Genomic DNA, 23,558 nt, shown 5'->3' on the forward strand with positions numbered 1-23,558 from the left:
ACAGGAATAGCGAGGAGAAGGCGTTGGTCTTGAAGCAAAGAAAGGAGTGCGCTCCTTTCTAAATCGTTATAAGAGGGGATGCGCGCTGTATCTCTATGAACGATACCTTCTTAGATATTAGCATGGTGCTCATTGCTCTGGCAATGATTCATATCGGTCTGGGACGTCAGGCCTATATGAATGTTCAACGACAGGCTGCGCTGCTTTTTAACGGTAGTGCCCCAATTCATGTAGATATTGAGCCACGAGGCTTCTTTGGGTTTGAGGTCAACGATCTCGAATCCATCTCTATAGAAACCTCACACGTCGTGCTAAATCGTCCACCACTGTACCGCTTTCCTAAATCGGGATGGAAAGGCTCGATCCATCACCTTATCGTAAAGTTACATGACCTAACGGTTTCCGGCTATCCGGTCAAAGAGTTCGCTGCAGATATTCCTTCACTGACCTATGATCTAGGATATGCCTACTACCAGGGGCGACTCGTGGTGCGAGATGCCGGATGCGGAACTGGAGAGATCGTTCTCTCTTCAGCCGATCTCCACGATTTTATTGCCAAGAAATATCGAGGGCTCTTCTCAGATTTTTCTGTTACCATTCTGCCTAATCAAGAGATTCACCTAAGAGGCCAACTAAATTTTCTTGGTGAGCAACTGCCTGTGGATATTCGCTCGAAACTTACCATCGTCACACCTACTGCGATTGGTCTTACTGGGGCAGTTGTCAGACTTAATGGACGCCTCCTCGATCCATCACAAACGGCCCTACTTCTCACACGGATAAATCCGGTGGTAGATCTAGCCTCTGATCTAGGAGTAGGGGATTTTTTCATGATAGATGATCTACAGTGTCGAAGTGAAATGTTGATAGTTAGAGGAAGCTGCTTGCTGCCGGAGGCGTCGGCAGGCCAGCGCCCTTAGAAAGGCGGTACCCCCAATGAACCAAATGCTTTATAGGACTCCTCTCCACGAAGCTCATGTGAGACTAGGAGCTCGGCTTACCCCGTTTGCGGGATGGGAGATGCCCTTATCTTATAGGTCGATTCTCGAGGAAGCACGGAGTGTACGTCATCATGTGGGTATTTTCGATATATCGCACATGGGACGCCTTAAAATTGTAGGTCGAGATGCTGCCTCTCTTCTACAGTTTTTGACCACGAACGATGTTAAGGCTCTGTCCAGCGGTATGGCGCATTACTCTCTATTGGCTAATCAACAGGGAGGGATCAAAGACGATATCATTGTTTATAAAATGAATGAGGATGAATTTTTGGTTGTAGTCAACGCCTCTAATACCGCTAAAGATATCGCATGGATAGAATCTTTCTCACTGCAAACGGAGGGGGAGGGCGTCGGCGAAGAGCTCCACATAGAGAACATAACGCCGCACACAGCCATGATCGCCGTGCAAGGTCCCAAGGCGGAAACTGTTCTCGCAACGGCACTTGACACCTCAGAATTAAAAGAGATAGAACGATTTGCGCATCGGACTATTGTGGTTAAAAAGGGGGGAGTCAGTACGGAACTTTTATGTTGCCGTACTGGCTATACAGGTGAGGATGGCTTCGAATTGATCGTTCCTAACGCGTACGCGCAGGTTATATGGGAGAGCTTGCTGGCTGTAGGAGCGATTCCGTGCGGGTTAGGAGCACGCGACACGTTACGTATTGAGGCCGGCTATCCGCTCTATGGGCACGAGATTGATGAAGATATTTCGCCCGTGGAAGCGGGGCTTATGTGGGTTGTTAAGCTAGAAAAGGGCGATTTTATTGGCCGTGAAGCTATTATCGAGGTGAAGCGGTTAGGCCCTCGGCGCCGGCTAATGGGGCTTCTTGTACAGGGGAGGGCGCTCCCTCGGCAGGGGTATACTATATACCACGAGGATCAAGAAGTAGGAGTTGTGACGAGCGGTACGTTCTCTCCACACCGAGAGGCTAGCATCGCTCTAGGCTTTCTCAATGCCGAAGTGGCGCGTCCCCACCTAACCGTGGAGATAGATATTCGTGGTCAAAGACACACGGCTACGGTTGTGCCCAAGAAAGAGCTGCTTCAGAAACCGCACATGGAGGAAAAAAGTTGAGCCTTATTCCTGAAGACCTAAAGTATAGCAAAACGCACGAGTGGGTGCGTGTGGAAAACGGCATCGCGGTGATTGGTATCACCGATCACGCGCAGTCGGAACTTGGCGATGTGGTCTATCTAAGTTTGCCCGAAGTGGGGCGCATTCTCAAATACGATGAACCCTTTGGCGAGGTAGAGTCGGTTAAAGCGGTTTCGGAGCTCTACTCGCCCGTGAGTGGTGAAGTTGTTGAAGTGAACACAGCTATTATAGATAGCACTGAAGTCATTAACGAGGATCCATTTGGGCGAGGATGGCTGATAAAGGTGGAGATGAGCGACCCAAGCGAGCTTGATAGATTGATGGATGCCAGCGCCTACGCAAAGTATTGCGAGGAGAGCTAGATGAGCTATATTAGCAATACCGATAATGAGCGCAAGGAGATGCTCGCCGCCATCGGAGTGGACCGTATAGAAGATCTGTTTGCTCCGGTACCCGAGGCAGTCCGACTCAAACGTCTGCTTAATCTCCCCGGCCCCAGTGACGAGCTAGCACTTCTGCGCCATTGCGAGAAGATGGCTGCACTTAACAAGGATATCTCCTCGTCGCTTTCATTCTTAGGGGCAGGCATCTATGATCACTTTCGACCGGCGATCATTGAAGTGCTCGTAGAACGTGGGGAGTTTCTGACATCCTATACGCCGTATCAGCCGGAGATGAGCCAGGGTATGCTGCAGGTTCTCTATGAGTACCAGACGCTCATCTGTGCACTGACCGGTATGGATATCGCGAACGCCTCGATGTACGATGGTGCCACGGCGCTTGCCGAGGCCGCCATGATGACAACGGATATTACCAATCGCGATGAGGTTGTCGTTTTATCCACAGTGCATCCTCACTATCGGCAGGTCTTGCAAACGTATCTTCACTGGGCGCAATTCGTTTACAAGGAGGTTGCGCCCAACTTGGAAGCCATCTCTGCAGCGCTTTCAGAGAGAACCGCTTGTGTTGTCCTGCAACAACCAGACTTTTTAGGGTATGTAGCGTCCGACATTGCAAATACGATTGAGATCGTTCACGCCGTAGGAGCTTTGGCAGTCACCATTGTGGACCCCATCTCTTTAGGGATTCTATGCACACCGGCAGATGTGGGGGCGGATATCGCCGTAGGAGAAGGGCAGGGACTTGGTATCTCTCCTGGGTATGGGGGCCCGCTGCTAGGTTTCTTCGCCTGCCGGAAGGAGTATACGAGGTACCTTCCCGGACGGATCGTTGGAGCGACAACGGATCAGCTAGGACGGCGAGGGTATACCATGACCCTTCGTACTCGTGAGCAGGATATCCGCAGGGAAAAGGCGACGAGCAATATCTGCACCAACCAAACGCTTCTGGCTTTGGCTGCAACGATATACCTCTGCGCTTTGGGTAAGAACGGCCTTCGGAAAGTCGCTGAACTCGTTATCCGCAAGGCGCACTATGCACGAGAGGCGCTTTGCAGCATTCCAGATATCACCGATCCCTTCCCTGGAAGGCCTTTCTTCAAAGAGTTTGTCATTCAACTCCCTATTCCCGCCCAAGACGTTTGTGACAAGCTGCTTGAGAAAGGCATTATGGGAGGGCTTCCTCTACAGCCCTATTATCCAGAACTCGGTAATGCGTTGCTGGTATGCGTTACGGAGACAAAGACACGAGAGCAGATCGATCGTTATGCTGAGACACTGCAGAGTGTAGTTACGGAAATGACTGCCTATGCTAAATAACAATCTCCAAACGAGTAATCCAACCCCTTTAGATAGTCATGAGCCGCTCATCTTTGAGCTTAGCCGTCCAGGAAAGATCGGTGCCAACCTGCCCGAGGAAGACGTACCGCACTACGAGCTGCAGGAGATGCTGCCAGCCCATCTGATTCGAGACGATTTGCCGCTTCCGGAGGTCTCCGAGCTAGATGTCGTCCGTCACTTTACCCGTCTCTCTCAGCGCAACTACGGTATAGATGTCGGCTTTTATCCTTTGGGCTCTTGTACCATGAAATACAACCCAAAGGTACACGAAAAGATCGCTAGCATGCCGGGGTTCGCGCTGTTGCATCCTCTTCAACCGGAGAAAACAGTGCAGGGTGCGCTCTCCATCATATGGAGGCTGCAAAACTTTCTAACCGAAATCAGCGGTATGGATGCAACGACCCTACAGCCAGCAGCAGGTGCCCACGGGGAACTGCTCGCCATGATGATGACACGGGCTTACCATTTAGAGAGGGGAGACTATCAGAGGAATGAGATCGTCATTCCCGACTCGGCCCATGGCACGAATCCAGCGAGCGCAGCGCGCTGTGGGTTTACCGTGCGTTCTATTCCATCCGGTAGTGACGGCTGTGTCGCGCTGGAAGAGCTAAAGAAGGTGCTTAGCGAGCGCACGGCAGCTCTTATGCTGACCAATCCGAATACACTTGGGCTATTTGAAACGGAGGTCGTCGAGATATGTGCTCTGGTGCATGAGGTAGGAGGGCTCGTCTACTGTGATGGAGCAAACATGAACGCCTTACTTGGCATCGCTCGGCCAGGAGATATGGGTTTTGATATCATGCATTTTAACTTGCACAAGACTTTTAGTACGCCTCACGGGGGTGGTGGCCCTGGGGGTGGGGCAGTCAGCGTAAAGAAGCATCTAGATCCCTTCCTGCCAGTGCCCGTGGTCGAGCGACAAACGGAGGGAGAGAGGGAAATCTATCGGCTGAACTACGAGCGTCCGCGTTCCATTGGGCGTATACACTCGTTTTACGGTGCCTTTCTTGTCGCGTTGAGAGCTTACGCTTACATCCTTACTTTAGGCCCGAAAGGACTGCGTGAGGTCGCCGAAAACGCCATACTCAACGCCAATTACGTGCGTGCACTGCTGAAAGAACACTACGACGTAGCCTACAACTCACCTGTATGTATGCATGAGGTGGTGCTATCGGCAAAACGCCAGAAGCAGGAGTCAGGTGTACGCGCGCTCGATATCTCGAAAAGGTTGATGGATTACGGTTTCCATCCCCCGACAAACTACTTTCCTCTGATCGTACCGGAGGCTCTAATGATCGAGCCGACGGAGACGGAGAGTAAACAGACTCTAGATAGGTTCATAGCGGCCATGATCCAAATTGCCGAGGAGGCAAAGGAAAACCCTGAACTCGTGAAATCGGCTCCGCATGGAACTCCGGTATCTCGCCTTGATGAAGCGAAAGCGGTAAAGCAACTGGACGTGAGGTACGAACCTCTGTTCGCGAAGAAGGGTACCTGACTTAGTACCGTTTCTAATTCTAAAGGGGTTCTTGACTTGAAGCGGTTTCTGAGATATAATGAAGCCAAATGAAGCGCTGCTAGATAGCGGCGTTGAGATGAGGAAGTTGAGGATATGCCCAAGAAGATACTAGCGGTAGATGATGAGCGGGCCATTGTGCGCCTTGTACAGATTAATCTTGAACGGCAGGGTTACCAGGTGGTAACGGCTTACGATGGTAAAGAGGCACTTGAAAAGGTGGCTTCGGAAAAGCCAGACCTCGTTGTTCTTGACGTAATGATGCCCTACATGGACGGTTTTGAGGTATTGCAACAGTTGAGGAAGAACCCGGAAACACGCGATCTGCCGGTCATCATGCTAACCGCCAAAGCACAAGATACGGACGTGTTCCGCGGGTACACCAGTGGAGTTGACCTCTATCTTACCAAACCCTTTAACCCCATGGAGCTTGTTTCTTTCGTGAAGCGTATTTTTAGCTCTATGGAGTCGAATGAGGGTGGTAATGTGCTTGATCTCGGTTAGTTAGTTGTTGGGAGTTAGATAACGTTGAGTGAGACAAGCTTGAGCCGGCGAAATACCGCGATCCTTCTCGCCAGCACCGCTGCTTCTATCGGCGGTGCTATAACGATTTACGCGATCTGGCGCTGGCGTATGCGCCAACAAGCTGCACACGATGTGGCGCATCATTTGCGCGATGCGAATTCAATTCTTCAGGCTTGCTATGAGAAAATCCGTGAGATCGAATCGCAGTTACCGGAAATTGGAGTTGTTTTAAACGAAAAGCCGTCACGTGAGAAAAGAGGTCGCGGTCGGCGTCGTACTTCGTCGCGCGTTAAGGACGATGTATAAGGACATTTTGTGTTAAAAACGAATGTCCGATAAGACAAGGTATGTAAAAAAAATTAGATCTTGCAGCCACAACGGCCACGAAAACATAACCCAGAACACGAAACGCCGACTAATCCGACTGCACTGCCTCTAGCACCGACTCGGCCACATAAATCGGCGCATCAAAACGCAAAGCCAGCGCGATCGCATCGCTTGAACGCGAATCGATCTCAATCAGCTTTCCCTCATGAGATAGCACGATCTTGGCATAAAAGATCGATTGATAGAGATCGTCAATGATCACGTGATCAAGCGTGGCCCCTAAACGCTCGATGACTACTTTCAGCAGATCATGCGTGCCAGGCCGATCGGGGGTAGCCCCCTGCAGAGCAAAGGCAATGGCAAATGCAACCCCTTTTTCGATATGAATGCGGAGACGCCTTCCAAGATTGTCTTTTAGGAGAACAAAGATCGAATCCGACCCAACATCGGGAAACATACTGTGGGTCTCTTGAAATACATTGACAACCTGTACCTGACGAGCTTCAAGGGGCCGATCGGGGGAACGAGCGGGAAGCTCTGCGCTCTCATCATCGAGATTCCACTTGCGAAAAAGCTCCCGCATAGCTTCCTCAATGGACTCCTTATCGGGCTCCGATGAAGGCTCGGATTGCTCCTTTCCTTCTTGAGGCTCATCACCATATCGATCTCTGTAATCGCTCTCTCCCATACGATCGCCTCCTAACGCCCTAAAGCGCTAGTCCACATCCTTCTTCAAAGTGCGCTCCACCATCGCCAGAAACTCTTTATTTGACTTTGTATGTTGCAAACGATCTCGCAGTAACTCAAGAGCCTCTGCCGGATCGAGGCTGTAGAGCAGCCGACGCAGTTTTGTAATCTGGCGATAGGTCTCTTCGTCGTAGAGGAGTTCATCGTGTCGCGTACCTGATTTAACGATGGAGATAGCTGGAAAGATCCGGCGGTCTGCTAGGCTTCTGTCAAGCTCAACTTCCATGTTGCCGGTTCCCTTGTACTCCTCGAAAATCAGGTCGTCCATGCGGCTACCGGTATCTACCAAAGCGGTAGCCAATATGGTTAAGCTACCTCCCTCTTCTATGTTACGTGCTGCTCCAAAAAATCGTTTCGGCCTGTAGAGAGCTGCGGGGTCAAGTCCACCCGCTAACGTGCGTCCACTTGGGTTCACCGTAAGATTCGATGCCCGTGTGTAGCGCGTCAAGCTGTCCATAAGGACAACCACATCCCGCTTACCCTCTGCCAGTCGCTTGGCCTGCTCAAGCACCATATCGGCCACGCGCATATGGTTTTCCGGTGTTTCATCAAACGTGGAGCTAATAACCTCACCCCGAACGCTACGCCGAATATCCGTTACCTCCTCAGGGCGTTCATCGATCAGCAACACGATCAGAACGCACTCAGGATGGTTCGTGGTGATGGCATTGGCAATGGTTTTCAGGAGGGTTGTTTTTCCGGCCTTCGGTTGGGCGACGATAAGACCGCGCTGTCCCTTCCCTATCGGGCAAATGAGGTCCATAATTCGCCCGGTCATTTCGGTACGGCTCGTTTCAAGCACTAACCGCTCATTGGGATAGATCGGGGTAAGGTCATCGAAGTTAACGCGATTACGAGCGACTTCCGGGTCTACGCCGTTCACCGTCTCTACGCGTAAAAGCCCATAGTACTTCTCCGTGTCCTTAGGTGGGCGGATCATACCCGCCACCTCGTCGCCGGTTTTTAGGCCAAAACGCTTGATCTGCGCTTGGGCCACATAGATGTCCTCAGCGTTCGGGGAGAAGTTGCTGCGGCGTAAAAACCCCCACCCCTCCGGCATGATCTCGAGGATGCCTTTCGCGAAGATCATGATATTTCTTTCAGACTGAACCTGAAGTATCTTGCTGATCAGCTCGTCCTTGCGAACGCCGTTTGAGCTAGGCGGAATGCCGAGTTCCTTAGCTAGCTCCTGAAGCTCAGCAAGGCTCTTATTTTCGAGCATGGATAGGTCGAAGCTGGTGGTTGTTGTGTCTTCCATAGATACTAAATCACCTCGTTACTAAAAGAAGATAAGTCATGGATTTGATTTTTTGAAAAACGCTGGTTGATATAGGTGTTTATCATTGTGCTGCAAGCACAATGATGCAACAGTTCTTGCAATAGACGCATGGATGAGAGTATTGTTCTATCACTCCATCGGGGTGCCGAAAGTACTTATGGAAATTTTGGGAGAAATTCGGTAGCTTCGAGAATAACCGACCGAGGAGCTTACGAAAGTATTGTCTGTTGAGTGTGGGTAGACTTTAACTGCTTGGCGCAAACTTATCGCCAAAAGAGTTTACCTTGTACCGTTCCTAATACTATTATATCATACCTTCATATTTTTTCGCTCTCCACCGAGCGTGTCTCTGCTATCTCTCGTATGTTATTCACTTATTTCTACGATTCCTATGTAAGGAAGGTTTCTGTACTGCTCGGCATAGTCCATGCCGTAACCTACCACAAAATGGTTATCAATTCGAAACCCGCAATAGCGCACCTCAATCGGAACTCGCCTCCTTGAGGGTTTGTCAAGCAGTACACATACGGATACGCTGGCAGCATGCCGATTGCGTATGTTCTCCATCAGATAGCTAAACCTCAGAGTTAACCCCGTGTCTAGAATATCCTCTACAATGATCACATCCTTGCCCGCTACTGAGGCGTCAAGATCTTTCAGAATACGCACCTCGCCGGAAGTGTGAGTTGCTTTTCCATAAGATGAGATGGCTACAAAGTCGAATTCCACAGGGCGTGAGATGCTGCGTACAAGGTCCGCCAAAAAGATGGCAGCGCCTTTTAAGACCCCTACCAACAGCAATGGGCGATGGACATCTCGATAGTCCTCGGTGATCTGCTTGCCCAACTGTTGTAACCGATGCTGTATCTGCTCCTCGGTGATAAAGGGCACCACTCGATGAGGTGGTAGAGCTTCGGTAATGTCAGACATACGGTTCATTCCCACTCGATAGTTGCCGGCGGCTTGGTGCTGATGTCATAAACGACACGATTGACTCCGACGACCTCGTTGACGATACGACGACTCACTTTTTCGAGAAATTCATAGGGCAGACGTGCCCACTGGGCTGTCATAAAGTCCTCCGTTGTCACCGCTCTGAGCACAATAGGATAGGCGTAAGTTCGCTGATCACCCATCACCCCTACGCTGTAGATAGAGGTAAGAACAGCAAACGCTTGACTGAGCGTACGATACAGGCCGGCCTTCTGCAGCTCCTCAACAAAGATGGCGTCAGCCTCGCGAAGAATGTGCAGCTTCTCAGGGGTCACTTCGCCAATAATGCGAATCGCTAGGCCGGGACCAGGAAACGGATGACGCCACACAATGCTTTCCGGCAGACCCATGGAGAGAGCTAAGGCACGCACTTCATCTTTGAATAGCATGCGCAAGGGCTCGATGACCTCAAGCTGCATGTCCTTAGGGAGTCCGCCGACGTTGTGATGGGTCTTGATAACATGGGCTTTGCTGCTAGCGCCACTCTCAATAACGTCGGGATAAAGCGTACCCTGTGCAAGAAACCTGGCCCCTCCAACTTCTGAGGCACATTCCTCAAAAACTCGCACGAACTCCTCCCCAACGATCTTCCGCTTCTGCTCCGGGTCCGTTACGCCTTTAAGTCGTGCCAGGAAGCGATCTTGTGCGTCTACATATATCAAATGGATGCCGGAGGCCTCTGCGAAATCCCTACGTACCTGCTCGGCCTCCCCCTTGCGCAGAAGACCATGATCCACAAAAATACAGGTCAACTGCTTTCCAATAGCCCGATGAAGCAAGGCAGCCACACAGCAGCTATCCACACCGCCCGACACACCACACACGACACGGCCGTCACCAACGCGTTCACATATTTCACGAATTGCTTGATCCAGAATGGATTGCGTGTTCCACCCACCCCTGCACCGACAGATCTCATACAGAAACGTGCGAATTAGCTCCTTCCCGAAGGGAGTGTGCTCAACCTCTGGATGGAACTGAACCCCATAAAAGTGCCGACGTCTGTCGGCCATCGCGGCCACAGGGGTAGCCGATGTCATAGCCAGCAGTTCGAAGCCGGCGGGTGGGCTAAGCACTTTATCTCCATGGCTCATCCAGCAGGAGAGACGAGAGCCTTCCTGACCGATCGCCTGAAACAAAGGACTTGCCTTCAACAGTGTTATCTCCGCAGGCCCGAACTCCCGATGCGAAGCAGGCTCTACTTGCCCTCCAAGTTGATAAGCCATCAGCTGCAGCCCGTAGCAGATGCCGAGAATCGGCACACCGAGGGCATATATTCCCGTGTCGGCCTTAGGAGCTTGCGGCTCATAGACACTGCTCGGGCCGCCAGACAAAATAAGCCCTTTTGGGTGGCGGGCCGCGAGACGTTCCGCCGAAATGTCACCAGGAACGATCTCACAATAAACCCCACACTCGCGCACTCGACGCGCGATAAGCTGGGTATACTGAGCCCCAAAATCAAGGACTAAAACCAGCTCATTGGCGCTACTCATCCTCTTCCACTTCCTCCAAGCCATCCTCACCCTGCATGAGCCCGGCCCGCTCATCACGCTCCGCTAAAATGACCTCGATGGGAGACTGGTTCTCTAGTCGTTCCTGCGGTGTTCGAACCCAGTTCGTGTAGGCCGAGAGAAGTGCCTCACGAACATCAGATTCGCTTAGGGTTGCATCGGCTAACAACTCCTCACGCAGTCGAAGCCATAGCCTCGAGGCTTGCCGATACAAAGCCGCCTCACGCCAGCCGGCCGGTTCGTTCCACAAAACCCCTTCCACAAGCTCTTTCGGAAGCAGAAGGAGACGATTATCCAAATCTTCCAAAAGTTCTTGATTCCAGCGTACATAGGCCAATTCGGCGGCTTCGAGATCGAGAGCAGAGAGCTTTCGATAATCTATCAACCGTTTCTCAAACCAAGCCTGATTTCGGAGCGCATCCAGTATCCATTGCGGCGTCTTCCATCCCCTCTCCTCATCAAGAAACTGAAAAAAGAGCCCTAACGAAGCTGGGAGGATATGCGCGGCCGCTTCTTCCACGTAACTACTATCATGACGAATGTAGTAGTGGAACAAAAACCATCTCAGGTCGAATTCATTCAGGTTGAACACTGTCGTCTGAGCGACGGTGGAGAGATATTCTAGAAAGGCCTCCACGTTCGCATAATGCCATGTTACTTGAGTTGATGTATGGTCTGTCAAATCTGTCATCCAGTTAAGAAACGCTTCAAGCACGAGATCGTTCTGCTCAATAACGTCCTCTGTACTGTCCAACGATTCCTCATCAACAAAGGAATAGTGGACTGCATGCCGCTCGTCCGTCATCTCATGAAGTAGCGTGGAACCTCCTGCGCATAAACGCAGGGAGGAAGCACGGCTTAGCGCTGGCTTCCTTCCACGCCTCCCTCCTTTCTAGTTTTTTGCGATTTTCGATGAACGGAATCGTTCTTACCCTTTATGCTACCCGATAAGTCCTTAAAATGTCGGCGCGTTTGCCGACTGAATGGCGCCAAGGAGAATGAGAGAAAGCGCACCTAGTAGCGCTAAGAGAAGATAGCACGCTACTTTCAAGTAACGCTCCGGAAGGATGTCTCTCCAAATCCCCCACCAGCCTAGGCTCATCAGAATCCCCAAGGGCAGTATCACCGGATACATGTATCGTCCTTGAACTTGAAAATAGTGAGACAGAAAGACAATAAACGCGATACCGACAATCCCCACGGACGCCATTAGCAGCCAAATACCGTGAATCTGGTAGGTCGCAAATCCCTTGCGCTGTCGATGAACCCTTGCTAGTCCAACGGCCATCATTAGGCTAATAAGCGCCGTCAGCAGGTAGACGGTTCCGGGCAGGTAGGCGGGTATACCCTGTGCAGCAAGCTTAGGGGTGCCAAAAACAGCCCAGAAACTCATAAAGCTCCATAACAGGCTGTGCCACCAGTAGCTGCCCCATCCTCCAAGATGCTGTGCCACTACAGACGCCTGTGCTGTTCCAGCAAAAGTCTGCGAAAACTCCTTGAGCGGAAACAGCTCGCCATACACAATGACGTTCCTTATATACCACCAACCTGCCACCAAAAGGCTCATACAGCTAACCACTGCCGCTGAGATCACCAGTTTTCTCGTTTGCTGACCAGAAAGATACATAAGCCATAAGAAGAAGAGAAAAACTGGGATGAGGAGGATAGCAGTTACTTTTGTTATGAGCCCCAGCCCTAGGCTCAAACCTATCCAGCAACTACGAGAGAGAGTAAGCCCCTCTCTCAAGCTGACCACCATCGCGAGGAAAGCGGCAGCAAACCAAACCTCAAGGAGCGCATCGTTGTTGATGACGGAGGTCAGCATGATGTGACCTGGGAGCAAAGCCACAATGCCCGCCCCCAGAAAAGCGAGTAAGTCCCTGTCGGGAAACAGGTTTCTGCCAACGAGATAGGTCAGCACAATCACGATTGCGCCACAAAAGATGGAGAGGAGCCGAACGGCTCTATACCCCATGCGATAAAATGGCAGCGCTAGAAGGTAGTAAAGCGGTGGCTGGTGCCACTCATAATTTTGTTTTGTGGCATCGTTCTGCCAGTCGCGGAACGAGGGCAGATGCCCTAGTGACAAGGTGCGAACATACTGGGCGTGAGCGTTTTCATCGGGGGCGTCCTGATAGCCCGTCTGGCCTATCGGAACGAGCCAAGCGTGGATCAAAGCCCCACAGAGGTAGATAAAAAGCAAGATCAACAAGGGCAGATGCAACGCAACGCGATGACTTAACAGAGGACGACTAGTGGTCATTTCCAAGCCTCAGCACCACGCATCCATGGCTGACATAGACGGGAACCCAGAAGTGTTGACTGATCGCAAGCCCAATGAGCTTTCTCCAGTACGTCAAACTATCCGAAGGAGATGTATACCACTGAAAAAGCAGCGACAGCGCACTATCGGAAGGAATAGGGACGTGTTGGGTATTCATTGGAGACCAGTTGAGATTGATGATTGCATAATGATACCCGTGCATCAGGAACCACGAGGTCAGTTGAGCGGCATTCGAAAACCGACTATACGGAATATACGCGGAGTGCTCTGCATCACCCCACAGGTAAGGCCTGTTGAGATAGTACCCCCTGTCTTCCTCATAGAGCAGAACGCCATCCCGTGGCTTTGTGTGATGATTCACCCAATCCTCACAATTGTAGACATCTATCGTATCTTCCAAAAACTTCTGCTCATTCGCCTTACTCGACAGGACATGGAGCACTTGTAAAACATTCAGATCGCTGGCCGGCAAGCCGGTCTGCTGCATAAAAGCAACCGCGCTCTGGCCGCCATAAGGAAACAGAGTCAATCCACAGAGCAAGTAGACCACCTGACCGGCGATCAGCAAAGCTACCACGACCTTAATGAGGATATCCAGTCTTGCCCTTGATGATCGACGCAAAAGCTGCCATGCCCCATACCCGCCTCCGATAGCAAAGAGAGGCATCATCTGAATGAGATAGCGACCTATCTGAGCTAGAAAAAACCAAATGACCAGTTGGCAGATGCCCAGGAGAAGCACGATTTTCACAGTACGGGGTAGGCGCCGAACAAGAAGGAGGGGGAAACAGAACGCCTGGTACAAGCCACCTATCAAAGCACCAAAGTTATACTCCCCCCCATTGAAATATCTTGGCACGCTTACCAGCAGTTGCCAGGGCGCTAGCAGCAGATTGATCAAAGCCTCATGAGGATCGCGCAGCAGCGCGTGGGGAAATCCGAACCGATTCTGTTCGGAGTTATAGGCCTTCTCCCGTGCAAGACTCCAGTACAAACTGTGCGGAAATAGCCGAAAGTAGAAAGGATAGACAGGGTTATGCAACAGGATCGCGTTCTTGATGTACCATGGGGAACCGACCAGGAGCGCAGCGATAAAATAGATCAGAGCATATCGCAGCAACGCTTTCCGCATGAGCAGCAAGCCGCCGAGCAGCCCGAAAGGAATGAGCCCCAAATATTTGATTCCCAGGTTGAACCCCATGAGTATCCCTGCAAGCAAGCAACACTGAAAACAACTTCGTGGGGCGAAGAGCCTATTATCTAAAACAGGCAGCAGAACAAGCACTGCCAACGTGGAATAGCAGGCGCCGGCTATGTCCACATAGGCCGTCGTCGCCTCCCATACGATAAGAGGTGTAGTAGCAAGGATGAGAGCCGCAATAAACCCAACCGGCGCCTCATAGTGCCGGGAACAGGCAGCGATAATCCCTAAAACAAGCAAGAGGAGGGTCATCCAATGAAAATAGTTCGCCAAAGTAGAGCCGCCAAACAGTAGACCTATTACATAGAGCATCTCCATAAGCATCGGAAAGTTGCTATGATGATCGGTCGGCAGAGGGACCACACGATGGTTGGCAATAAAAACTTTGGGATCAGCAAGATGATATGCCAGCACGTCCCACTCCATCGCCGAAGGAGGACGCATGGCCAAAACAGCGCTCACAATGGCAATTAAGCCCAATGAGAGCAGACAAAACCGGATGACGATCGTGTCCACGGAGAAGTTGTTCGTACGAACAGGGCGCCATGTGGTCAGCCATCGCCTGAGCTCTCCACTTTGGAGGATAGTCCCCGGCAGCCCCACGATGGCCAATACAAGCAACCAAGCGACCACAAAGTGCACATAGAGAAAACCGGCAAGACCAAGGAAGAAGACTCCGTAGCCGATAATGCCCAGGCCAAGAGCGGTGGCGTAGACAAAACGCTCCAAGGGGTAGGGCTTCAGCGCATCAAACCATTGTAAGAGTGTCTGGCCAACTCCTGAGGCGATAACGAACAACAGCAGAGCCAGAAGGAGAGACAGGAGTTGCTGCGCTATCATAAAGCCTCAACCCTGGCGGTGAGACGCCCCTTCTCCCCTCTACCCCGCTGAAAATCCCACTCGACATACCCAATGTGCCTCGCATAGCAGCCCGCCTGAACGATGAGCGTGTCCCCTACCCACTCTCCCTGCGGGAGCAGCTCGTGAGTATGCCCTCCAATGATAAGATCGAGGGTGGGCACCGACTCCGCCAACCTCCTATCCATTGCAACGCCGATATGAGTTAATGCAATGGTGAGATCGGGCTGAACCCACGCTTGAAGACGCGGGATCATCTCTGTGGCAACTTTGAGGGGATTTTCAAACAGATAGGCGGAGATGGAACGGCTCGCCATACGGGCGGTGATCATCGGAACCGTGAGGCCAACCACCAGAACTTTCTGCTGGAGTGGCGCTGTTCGGATGAAGGCGGGCTGCAGAGGCAAGCTTGGCGATGAAGCGAAATAGGTGTCCATCGGTCGGGAATATGTGAAAGAGCTGTCCTTCTCATATAGATTAGCACAAAGGATAGGAAACGTCGCACGACCAATTTTACAGCGTAGCCCCACCTTCGTAAAATGAAACTCGCGGTTCCCCAGGGTCATCGCGTCGTAGCCGCAGGCATTCATTAGATCGAGGATCGGCTCGCCCCGAAGATGGTAGTTAAGATTACCTGCAGAGATGGCATCCCCGGCATCTAAAAGCAGCAAGCAACGATCTCCCAGCGATTGCTTCAGTTCCCGGATCCGCTCGGCCTTTTCGGAAGTCAGTTTGTTATGGAAGTCGTTGGTATGTAAAATAAAAAAACTCATGATCCGATAAGGTTTGATTCGGATGAAAAAGTTCGAAAGTAGGCGTTCTCTAAGTAACTATAGGCCTCACGCAACGAAACGCTCTTCGAATCGCGCGACATAGCATGGTAAATATCCGACAAGGCCGAGGTTATATCCGTTCGGGAGGCCACAGCTAAACCAGCATCGTAAGCGCGTTTCGCACGCGCCCAATCTCCCTTTACCGCGTAGATAAGCCCAAGGTTGAACTGTACATACGCCAGCGTCTTGTCGAGCTGAAGCGCTTTCTCACTGGAAGCGATCGCGGCATCATAATCGCCCGCATTGTACTGCGCCCAACCTAAATTGCCCCACAAAATCGCGTCCTTTGGGTTGAGAGCCAAAGCTTGCTGGTACGTCTCAATCGCTTGCTGATGCTTCCCTTCCGTGTCGTACACCTCTGCAAGAGTCGCGAGAGCGTCCGCATTTTTGGGGTCTTGCGCGATAAGCTGCTTTACGAGGTTCTCAGCCTGCAGATAACGCCCTGTCCCTGCCAGCGCGTTCGCCAGCCCCATCTGTATCTGTCGGCCAAGCTGCTGGCCGGGCTGCGTTTTCGCTAGTGGGCTTTGATTCAGTAAATGGAGGGCCGCCTCATACTCCAACACGGCTCGATCATGCTCATTTAACTGCTCGTACACATCCCCTAAGGCCGCATGGGCCTCCAAACTATCCGGCGATAACCCAAGGGCATCTAAGTAAGCCTGCGCCGCCTCATGATAGTTCTTCGTCTGTACGTAGGTATTGCCAAGCTGTAGCCATAGAGAGGCATCCGAAGGCTCAAGAGCGATCGCCCTTCGCAGCGCCTGCTCGGCGGCTGCGTACTTCTTTTGACCCGACAAGGCCTCTGCCAACAGCTCATAGGGAGCGGGCTGATTCTCCGCTAATGTAATGGCCTTCTGCGCTTCCGTCTCCGCCTCTGTGTAGTTCTTGAGTTGCAAATCGATAGAAGCTAATAGTTCATGCGGAGGCAGCTGATCGGGATAAAGTTGCGTAGCTTGTCGTAGCACATTCGCTGCATCCTGCAGCTTGTTTTGGGAATACGCCTGACGCGCCGCGTTCATTAGGGACTCAAAAGAAGGCTTAACAGGAGCCATGGGTGGAGATGGCTTCGTTACGGTCCCCTGAGATTGGCAAAAGCCCCGCAACCCTACCAACAGAAGAGCGCTCACAATGGTTGCTGTCAAGAAAAAGGAACGCATTAAATACTCCTTCTGTTTATTTTGTGGCTAATCTACATAAGTACGAGCCGCTTTGTCAAGATTTGAGAAGTAGGATTTTTTCGACTCATTGGTGAATAGATAGATTATGAAAGAAAAAAGCGGTTTTCATGCTGCCCGCCGTTGCAACGTCTGCCTTCTCGTTCTAGCCTGCCTCAGCCTGTCCACGGTCTTTGGATATGCACAGAATAGCGACAACTCCGACATACCCCTAGCCAAGACCATAGATTCCATTCTTGATGCCCCTGCTTTTCATACGGCGTTCGAGGGAGTATTTATTCAACGGCTTAGAGACCGGCGTGTGCTCTATGAACGTAATGCCGACAGGGTCTTTCTGCCCGCCTCGAATAACAAGATTTTGACATCCCTCGCCGCTCTCGTAGAGCTCGGACCCACCTATACCTATCATACAACCCTGCTCGCTGCCGGACACCTTACCCGCGACGGTGTGCTGCACGGAAACCTCATCATTAAAGGATCGGGAGACCCCACTCTGACCGATGCAGACCTGCAGAAGATGGCAGAGGAAGCGCGGAAACAGGGTTTAAGGCGGGTGCTCGGCACGCTCCTCTATGACGATAGCCTCTTTGATCGGCAATGGCTCGGAGACGTCTGGGCGTGGGACGATGAACCCTACTACTACTCTGCAGAGATCAGTGCATTGAATGTGGATGGTAATCTTATTACCGTGCATCTAATGCCCGGGAAAAAGGTCGGTGCTCCTGTACGCGTTGAAATAAGCCCGATAGCGAACTATGTGCGCGTTGAGAACCTCGGTGTAACAGGCCCATCGAAATCTCAAAACACTCTTTTTTGCACCCGATTAGAAGGACGCAACGTCCTCCTGATCACCGGTCAGCTACCACGAGACATCAAATCGAGTGATGAACCCACCGTTCGACTCACTATAGTAGACCCAGCACGATATACAGCGACTATCCTATTGAATGACCTACAAAAAGAGGGAATCCACTTTGACCATACGCGCCTAGTTGACATCTCTCAGGAGCCAAATGACGCCGTGACTCTCGCCGACCATACCTCTGCACCCCTCTCAACCATTCTCCGCCTCATGAACAAACCAAGCAATAACCTCATTGCCGAGTGCCTTCTAAAGACGGTAGGTGCTAAAGCCACCGGTAAAGGAACCGGTGGCATAGACGGCAGCGCCGTGCAAACGGCACGGCATATCTTCCAACAGGCAGGGCTTATTATGGATGAGATACGCCAAGCCGACGGTTCGGGCCTCTCGCGCATCAACTTCGTCTCACCTCACGATCTTGTCCTTGCGCTCTCCTATCTTGCGGAACAACCCTATTTCGACGTGTTCTACGACTCGCTTCCTATCGCTGGCGTAGATGGTAGTCTCTATTATCGCATGAAGGGAACGGCGGCTGCCGAGAACTGTCATGCCAAAACAGGCTATGTCTCTCAAGTCAATACCCTAAGCGGCTATGTCACGGATAAAGACGGGGATCGCATCGTATTCTCGATCATGTTCAATAACTGCCTAGCCCCCTACTCAACTTGCACCGCCGCTCAAGACCAGATCGTGGAGACACTAGCCAACTGGTCGGATACAAAAACGGCTCTCAAGAGGCCTTAAACCGATGTCACGACGATACGCACGCGCCCTTGTTTACCCAGCGCCCAATCATCCTCCTGAAATAAGGCGCTACCCTATTCCCGATTTGGAGCCTGGCGCCGTTCTTTTACGTGTGCTTGCATCGGAGATATGTGGAACGGACGTCCATCTGTTTCATGGACGCTTGCAAGGAGTCCCCTACCCGCTTATTCCTGGACATGTCTCCGTTGGCATTGTGGAAGAAAAAAACGGGGCTGTGTATGATGTAGAAGGTCGCCCGATCAATCTAGGCGATCGGGTAACCTTTCTAGATGTGCACGCAACGTGCAACAACTGCTGGTACTGTCTTGTTGCCAAGGCCACCACCCGTTGCCCTCATCGCAGGGTCTATGGGATCACCTATGGGGCAGAAGATCCCCCCGGTCTTGCGGGCGGTTGGTCGGAATATCTATATCTTCGCCCCAACACGAAGCTCCTTCATCTGCCCACGGAAGTCTCCGCAGCCACATGGATGGGCGGTGGGTGCGGCTTGCCGACGGCCACGCATGCCATCGAACTAGCCCAGATTCGCCTCGCCGATCGCGTTCTCATCCAAGGGAGCGGCCCTGTCGGCCTCTCCTGTGCCGCTTTGGCGCTGCTCTCCGGCGCTGGGTGGGTTGGAGTCGTCGGCGCGCCCGAGTTGCGGCTTCAGCTCGCGCGCCGTTTCGGGGTAGATGCGACCTTCAACATCCAAACAACAACGTTACAAGAGCGCCAGAACGCTATCAAAAGCCTGACCGGTAATCGCGGGCCCGATGTCGTTATTGAGGCTAGCGGCAACCCACAAGCTATTCTTGAGGGCTGCGAGCTTGTACGCGATGGTGGGCGGTACGTTATCGTGGGGCAGTACACCGACAACGGCGATGTATTGATCAATCCGCATCTTCACATCAACCGCAAACATCTCGAGATAAGGGGATGCTGGGGCTCGGATTTCTCGCACTTTTATCGCGCCATTGAGATATTAAAGCGCTTTGAAAGCCGAATTCACTGGTCGCACTTCATCTCCAGATCCTACCAACTCGACGAAGTGCCAAACGCCCTCGAGGATGTGGAGCAGCAGCGCGTGATCAAAGCCCTCATCACCCCTAACGGTCCTATAGACTCTTAGCGCGAGCAGGCTCGTAGCCGAGCACGGGCGCCAACCACTGCTCCACCTCCTCAACGGACATTCCTTTACGCTCGGCGTACTCTACCACCTGATCATGCCCAATTTTGCCAACCGGGAAATAGCGGGAGGCCGGATGGGCGAAGTAAAGCCCTGCGACGGAACTCCCCGGCCGCATCGCGAAACTTTCAGTGAGGCAGATGCCCGTGTTTCTTTCGGCATCGAGCAGATCGAACAGGATGCGCTTCTCGGTGTGATCGGGACAAGCCGGATAGCCGGGGGCCGGCCGGATGCCGCGATATCGTTCGCGAATCAGGTCTTCATTGGTCAAGTTTTCGTCTTTGCCATAGCCCCATTCCGCTCGCACACGCTTATGCAGATATTCTGCGAAGGCCTCCACAAGTCGGTCGGCCAACGCCTCCGCCATGATGGCACTATAGTCATCATGCTCCGCCTTAAAGCGTGCCACAAGCCTATCTAAGCCATGCCCAGCGGTCACGGCGAAGGCGCCGATGTGATCGGGCAAACCGGTCTCCGCGGGGGCCACAAAGTCGGCAAGACAGTAGTTGATGGTCCCCTCCTCGTCATCGCCTCCCTTATCTACTTGCTGACGCAGGAAGTGGAATCGAGCGATCTCCTGACGGCGCGTCTCATCGGCATAAATGGCCACATCATCCCCGAATCGCCAGGCCGGAAAAAGTCCATAAACCCCATGTGCGGTCAACCACCTATTTCGGACGATCTCATCAAGAAGACGACGCGCATCTTCATAGAGCTTCCGTGCGGCTTCGCCGACCACAGGGTCCTCGAAGATGGCAGGGAAGCGCCCCCGCAACTCCCAAGCATGGAAGAAGGGGGACCAGTCAATATAGTCCACTAACTCCTCTAAAGGCAGATCGCGCAGCACACGCACTCCAATAAATTCAGGGGTGGGAATATCCTCCGCTTTCCAAACGATCGGAACGGCCCTTCTACGCGCCTCCTCAAGGGGCAGCAGCCGCTTCTCCGTCTGGCGGGCGGCGTATTGATTGCGCAGCTGCTCCTGCTCAGCGCGCACCTGCTGCAGAAAACTGTCTCGTTGCTCTTTGGACAGCAAGCTGCTTACCACACCCACAGCGCGAGAGGCATCGAGCACGTGAATAACAGGGCCATGATATACGGGGGCGATCTTCAAGGCCGTATGTGTCCGGCTTGTCGTCGCACCGCCAATCAGCAGCGGTATCTCAAACCCCTCACGCTCCATCTCTTTCGCCACATGCACCATCTCATCTAAAGAGGGGGTAATGAGGCCGCTCAGCCCGATTATGTCCGCATTGGTCTCTCTAGCGACCCGCAGAATCGTCTCGGATGGCACCATCACGCCGAGGTCAATCACCTCATAGTTGTTGCAACTCAGCACAACGCCCACAATATTCTTCCCGATGTCATGAACATCTCCTTTCACCGTCGCCATCACGATCTTGCCCTGGGGCTCGACATTGCCGCCCTGCGCTCTCAAAGCCTCCTTCTCGGCCTCCATATAGGGCATCAAAACGGCAACGGCTTTTTTCATGACACGGGCGCTCTTCACTACCTGAGGCAAAAACATCTTTCCAGCCCCAAACAGGTCGCCCACCACATTCATCCCATCCATCAGGGGCCCTTCGATCACGGCGAGCGGACGCTGATACTTTTCAAGAGCCTCTAAAACGTCCGCTTCGATATAGTCTGTTACCCCTTTCAGCAGCGCGTAGGCGAGGCGCTCTTCCACACTTCCCTGCCGCCAAGCCTCTTCCTTATCCAGGCTCTTCGATTTTTGTCCTTTTACCTCTTCAGCGTACGCCAGCAGCCGTTCGGTTGCATCGGGCCGACGATTGAACAGCACATCCTCTACCCTTTCGAGCAGCTCTGAAGGTATCTCCTCATAGACGGCAAGCTGGCCCGCGTTCACGATGCCCATATCCAGCCCGGCTTTGATGGCATGATACAGAAAGGCACTATGCATCGCCTCGCGAACGATGTTGTTACCACGAAACGAGAACGAGATGTTGCTGATGCCTCCAGAAACCTTGCATCCAGGCAGATTCGCTTTTATCCAGCGAGTGGCCTCAATGAAATCGATCGCGTAGCGGTTGTGCTCCTCGATCCCCGTGGCAATCGTCAGTACATTCGGGTCGAAGATGATATCCTGGGGTGGGAAACCCACCTCCTGTGTCAGAATCCGATAGGCACGGGCGCAGATCTCGATCTTGCGCTCAAACGTGTCCGCTTGTCCCCGCTCATCAAAAGCCATAACCACGACTGCGGCCCCATAGCGGCGCACGAGGCGCGCCTGCTCCTTAAACTTCTCTTCGCCTTCCTTCAAGCTCAACGAGTTGACAACGCTCTTCCCCGGTGTGCACTTTAACCCGGCCTCAATCACAGAGAACTTAGAGCTATCAATCATGATCGGCACCACGTTAATATCCGGCTCTCCCTGTATGAGCGTAAGGAAGGTGCGCATGGCCTGCTCGCCGTCAAGCAGCCCCTCATCCATGTTGACGTCGAGCATCTGGGCTCCGTTCTCAACTTGCTGGCGAGCCACGCCCAAGGCCTCCTCAAACTGCCCTCCCAAAATGAGTTTGGCAAACTTCGGAGAGCCCGTTACATTGGTGCGCTCACCGATGTTAACAAAATTGGTCTCGGGCCGAATAACGAGCGGGCGAGTGCCGCTGAGACAGGTGTAGGGCGATGGGGAGGCTGGTTGACGAGGCGCGAGCCCCTGCATGGCCTCAGCGATAGCCCGAATATGCTCCGGCGTTGTTCCACAGCATCCTCCAACAATGTTAAGCCATCCGTTCTCTGCCCACTCTCTCAGCATGGCCGCCATCGCATCCGGGGCGAGATCATAGCCTCCCAAGGCGTTCGGCAGGCCCGCGTTGGGATAGGCGCTCACATAGATATGCGCCAAACCCGATAGCTCTTCAATGAAAGGCCGCATGAGGTCTGGCCCAAACGAGCAGTTCAAGCCCACGCTTAGCAAGGGAGCATGCATAATGGAGTACCAGACCGCTTCCAGGGTCTGACCGGAGAGATTGCCGCCCGCCAAGTCCACAAACAACGAGGCCATCACCGGAACACGACGAAGCCCCTCATCGAAAAGCTCTTGGATGGCAAACAACGCTGCCTTCAGATTCAAAGTGTCGAAGGTCGTCTCGCAGAGGAGGATATCCACCCCGGCATCCACGAGGGCGCGCGCCTGCTCTTTATAGGCAACAACCAGCTCATCCCACGTAACGGCACGATACTCAGGACGCTCGGCATCTACCACGACGGAAGCGCTACGCGTTGTTGGGCCTATGGCGCCGGCAATAAAGCAGGCGCGATCCGGGTTCTGATGCTTTGCCCTCTCCACGGCGCTACGGGCGATCGCCACCGCAACATGGTTGATCTCCGTGGTTAGGTCTTCGAGCTGAAAATCGGCCAGACTAATGCGATTAGCGTTAAATGTGTTCGTCTCGATAATGTCCGCGCCGGCCTGCAGATACTGCCAATGAATCTCCTCGATCACATCAGGCCGCACCAGCATCAGGGCCTCATTGCAGTTCTTTAGATCAACAGGATGATGGGCAAAACGCTCACCTCTATAGTCTCGCTCCTCAAAACCATGGCGCTGTATCATGGTGCCCATCGCACCGTCAAGAATAAGGATACGCTGTTTCAAAAGAGCATGCAACTGTTCTTCGGTTGTCATATCGATGTCCTCTGCTCCTACAACAA

Annotated in this window: 19 protein-coding genes; 9 read left to right on the forward strand and 10 right to left on the reverse strand. The window is 52.6% G+C overall.

What is annotated here, in order from left to right:
- Window positions 1-95: 95 nt before the first annotated feature.
- From CCALI_RS02105 to CCALI_RS02135, 7 genes are all read left to right on the forward strand, one after another.
- On the forward strand, window positions 96-920 hold the full coding sequence (locus CCALI_RS02105; protein ID WP_016481819.1) for a hypothetical protein: 825 nt from the start codon (window positions 96-98) through the stop codon (window positions 918-920).
- A 25-nt stretch (window positions 921-945) separates the two neighbouring features.
- A complete protein-coding gene (gene gcvT / locus CCALI_RS02110; RefSeq protein ID WP_231725958.1) occupies window positions 946-2,079 on the forward strand; it encodes a glycine cleavage system aminomethyltransferase GcvT in 1,134 nt (377 codons plus the stop codon).
- Window positions 2,076-2,462 carry a glycine cleavage system protein GcvH gene (gene gcvH / locus CCALI_RS02115; RefSeq protein ID WP_016481821.1) on the forward strand — a complete coding sequence of 129 codons (387 nt, stop codon included), beginning with the start codon at window positions 2,076-2,078 and terminating at the stop codon, window positions 2,460-2,462. Before gcvT ends, gcvH begins: the two co-directional genes overlap by 4 nt.
- Window positions 2,463-3,818: an aminomethyl-transferring glycine dehydrogenase subunit GcvPA gene (gcvPA, locus tag CCALI_RS02120; protein ID WP_016481822.1), complete on the forward strand. Its 1,356-nt coding sequence runs from the start codon at window positions 2,463-2,465 to the stop codon at window positions 3,816-3,818. It abuts the gene before it with no gap.
- Window positions 3,808-5,337 carry an aminomethyl-transferring glycine dehydrogenase subunit GcvPB gene (gene gcvPB, locus CCALI_RS02125; RefSeq protein ID WP_016481823.1) on the forward strand — a complete coding sequence of 510 codons (1,530 nt, stop codon included), beginning with the start codon at window positions 3,808-3,810 and terminating at the stop codon, window positions 5,335-5,337. Before gcvPA ends, gcvPB begins: the two co-directional genes overlap by 11 nt.
- 114 nt (window positions 5,338-5,451) lie before the next feature.
- Window positions 5,452-5,859 carry a response regulator transcription factor gene (locus CCALI_RS02130; protein ID WP_016481824.1) on the forward strand — a complete coding sequence of 136 codons (408 nt, stop codon included), beginning with the start codon at window positions 5,452-5,454 and terminating at the stop codon, window positions 5,857-5,859.
- Window positions 5,860-5,883: 24 nt separating this feature from the next.
- Window positions 5,884-6,186, forward strand: a complete 303-nt coding sequence (locus tag CCALI_RS02135) for a hypothetical protein (protein ID WP_016481825.1) — start codon at window positions 5,884-5,886, stop codon at window positions 6,184-6,186.
- A gap of 109 nt (window positions 6,187-6,295) precedes the next feature.
- On the opposite strand, the gene CCALI_RS16435 is transcribed toward CCALI_RS02135, so the two are convergent.
- The 9 genes from CCALI_RS16435 to CCALI_RS02180 all read right to left on the reverse strand — a co-directional run bounded on the left by CCALI_RS16435 (window position 6,296) and on the right by CCALI_RS02180 (window position 17,070).
- On the reverse strand, window positions 6,296-6,895 hold the full coding sequence (locus CCALI_RS16435; protein ID WP_016481826.1) for a bifunctional nuclease family protein: 600 nt from the start codon (window positions 6,893-6,895) through the stop codon (window positions 6,296-6,298).
- A gap of 27 nt (window positions 6,896-6,922) precedes the next feature.
- On the reverse strand, window positions 6,923-8,212 hold the full coding sequence (rho, locus tag CCALI_RS02145) for a transcription termination factor Rho (RefSeq protein ID WP_016481827.1): 1,290 nt from the start codon (window positions 8,210-8,212) through the stop codon (window positions 6,923-6,925).
- Between the two features lie 387 nt (window positions 8,213-8,599).
- Window positions 8,600-9,172 carry a hypoxanthine phosphoribosyltransferase gene (gene hpt, locus CCALI_RS02150; RefSeq protein ID WP_016481828.1) on the reverse strand — a complete coding sequence of 191 codons (573 nt, stop codon included), beginning with the start codon at window positions 9,170-9,172 and terminating at the stop codon, window positions 8,600-8,602.
- The gene (gene guaA / locus CCALI_RS02155) at window positions 9,169-10,719 is read right to left on the reverse strand and encodes a glutamine-hydrolyzing GMP synthase (RefSeq protein WP_016481829.1); all 1,551 of its coding nucleotides are present in this window, start codon (window positions 10,717-10,719) and stop codon (window positions 9,169-9,171) included. The genes hpt and guaA overlap by 4 nt, the downstream gene beginning before the upstream one ends.
- Window positions 10,712-11,491, reverse strand: coding sequence for a hypothetical protein (locus CCALI_RS02160; protein ID WP_156412875.1), 780 nt, complete (start codon window positions 11,489-11,491; stop codon window positions 10,712-10,714). Before CCALI_RS02160 ends, guaA begins: the two co-directional genes overlap by 8 nt.
- Window positions 11,492-11,692: 201 nt before the next feature.
- Window positions 11,693-13,000 carry an ArnT family glycosyltransferase gene (locus CCALI_RS02165; protein WP_016481831.1) on the reverse strand — a complete coding sequence of 436 codons (1,308 nt, stop codon included), beginning with the start codon at window positions 12,998-13,000 and terminating at the stop codon, window positions 11,693-11,695.
- A complete protein-coding gene (locus tag CCALI_RS02170) occupies window positions 12,990-15,062 on the reverse strand; it encodes a hypothetical protein (RefSeq protein ID WP_016481832.1) in 2,073 nt (690 codons plus the stop codon). The genes CCALI_RS02165 and CCALI_RS02170 overlap by 11 nt, the downstream gene beginning before the upstream one ends.
- A complete protein-coding gene (locus CCALI_RS02175; RefSeq protein WP_016481833.1) occupies window positions 15,059-15,853 on the reverse strand; it encodes a bifunctional metallophosphatase/5'-nucleotidase in 795 nt (264 codons plus the stop codon). Before CCALI_RS02175 ends, CCALI_RS02170 begins: the two co-directional genes overlap by 4 nt.
- Window positions 15,850-17,070, reverse strand: a complete 1,221-nt coding sequence (locus tag CCALI_RS02180; RefSeq protein WP_016481834.1) for a tetratricopeptide repeat protein — start codon at window positions 17,068-17,070, stop codon at window positions 15,850-15,852. Before CCALI_RS02180 ends, CCALI_RS02175 begins: the two co-directional genes overlap by 4 nt.
- A gap of 106 nt (window positions 17,071-17,176) precedes the next feature.
- Here CCALI_RS02180 and dacB point away from each other — a divergent pair, with 106 nt between their 5' ends.
- Window positions 17,177-18,694, forward strand: coding sequence for a D-alanyl-D-alanine carboxypeptidase/D-alanyl-D-alanine endopeptidase (dacB, locus tag CCALI_RS02185; RefSeq protein WP_016481835.1), 1,518 nt, complete (start codon window positions 17,177-17,179; stop codon window positions 18,692-18,694).
- Between the two features lie 4 nt (window positions 18,695-18,698).
- Window positions 18,699-19,823 (forward strand): zinc-binding dehydrogenase, encoded by a 1,125-nt coding sequence (locus CCALI_RS02190; protein ID WP_016481836.1) that lies wholly within the window; start codon window positions 18,699-18,701, stop codon window positions 19,821-19,823.
- Here CCALI_RS02190 and metH read toward each other — a convergent pair.
- A complete protein-coding gene (gene metH, locus CCALI_RS02195) occupies window positions 19,810-23,532 on the reverse strand; it encodes a methionine synthase (RefSeq protein ID WP_016481837.1) in 3,723 nt (1,240 codons plus the stop codon). The genes CCALI_RS02190 and metH overlap by 14 nt on opposite strands.
- Between the last annotated feature and the right edge of the window lie 26 nt (window positions 23,533-23,558).

Origin of the sequence: Chthonomonas calidirosea T49, from assembly GCF_000427095.1 — a bacterium.
Classification (GTDB): domain Bacteria; phylum Armatimonadota; class Chthonomonadetes; order Chthonomonadales; family Chthonomonadaceae; genus Chthonomonas; species Chthonomonas calidirosea.

Coding starts and splice junctions, on each gene's coding strand:
- CCALI_RS02105 (WP_016481819.1), top strand. CDS start 96: ATGAACGATACCTTCTTAGATATTAGCATGGTGCTCATTGCTCTGGCA.
- CCALI_RS02175 (WP_016481833.1), bottom strand. CDS start 15,853: ATGAGTTTTTTTATTTTACATACCAACGACTTCCATAACAAACTGACT.
- metH (WP_016481837.1), bottom strand. CDS start 23,532: ATGACAACCGAAGAACAGTTGCATGCTCTTTTGAAACAGCGTATCCTT.
- guaA (WP_016481829.1), bottom strand. CDS start 10,719: ATGAGTAGCGCCAATGAGCTGGTTTTAGTCCTTGATTTTGGGGCTCAG.
- gcvPB (WP_016481823.1), top strand. CDS start 3,808: ATGCTAAATAACAATCTCCAAACGAGTAATCCAACCCCTTTAGATAGT.
- CCALI_RS02180 (WP_016481834.1), bottom strand. CDS start 17,070: ATGCGTTCCTTTTTCTTGACAGCAACCATTGTGAGCGCTCTTCTGTTG.
- hpt (WP_016481828.1), bottom strand. CDS start 9,172: ATGAACCGTATGTCTGACATTACCGAAGCTCTACCACCTCATCGAGTG.
- rho (WP_016481827.1), bottom strand. CDS start 8,212: ATGGAAGACACAACAACCACCAGCTTCGACCTATCCATGCTCGAAAAT.
- gcvT (WP_231725958.1), top strand. CDS start 946: ATGCTTTATAGGACTCCTCTCCACGAAGCTCATGTGAGACTAGGAGCT.
- CCALI_RS16435 (WP_016481826.1), bottom strand. CDS start 6,895: ATGGGAGAGAGCGATTACAGAGATCGATATGGTGATGAGCCTCAAGAA.
- dacB (WP_016481835.1), top strand. CDS start 17,177: ATGAAAGAAAAAAGCGGTTTTCATGCTGCCCGCCGTTGCAACGTCTGC.
- CCALI_RS02165 (WP_016481831.1), bottom strand. CDS start 13,000: ATGACCACTAGTCGTCCTCTGTTAAGTCATCGCGTTGCGTTGCATCTG.
- CCALI_RS02190 (WP_016481836.1), top strand. CDS start 18,699: ATGTCACGACGATACGCACGCGCCCTTGTTTACCCAGCGCCCAATCAT.
- CCALI_RS02170 (WP_016481832.1), bottom strand. CDS start 15,062: ATGATAGCGCAGCAACTCCTGTCTCTCCTTCTGGCTCTGCTGTTGTTC.
- CCALI_RS02130 (WP_016481824.1), top strand. CDS start 5,452: ATGCCCAAGAAGATACTAGCGGTAGATGATGAGCGGGCCATTGTGCGC.
- gcvPA (WP_016481822.1), top strand. CDS start 2,463: ATGAGCTATATTAGCAATACCGATAATGAGCGCAAGGAGATGCTCGCC.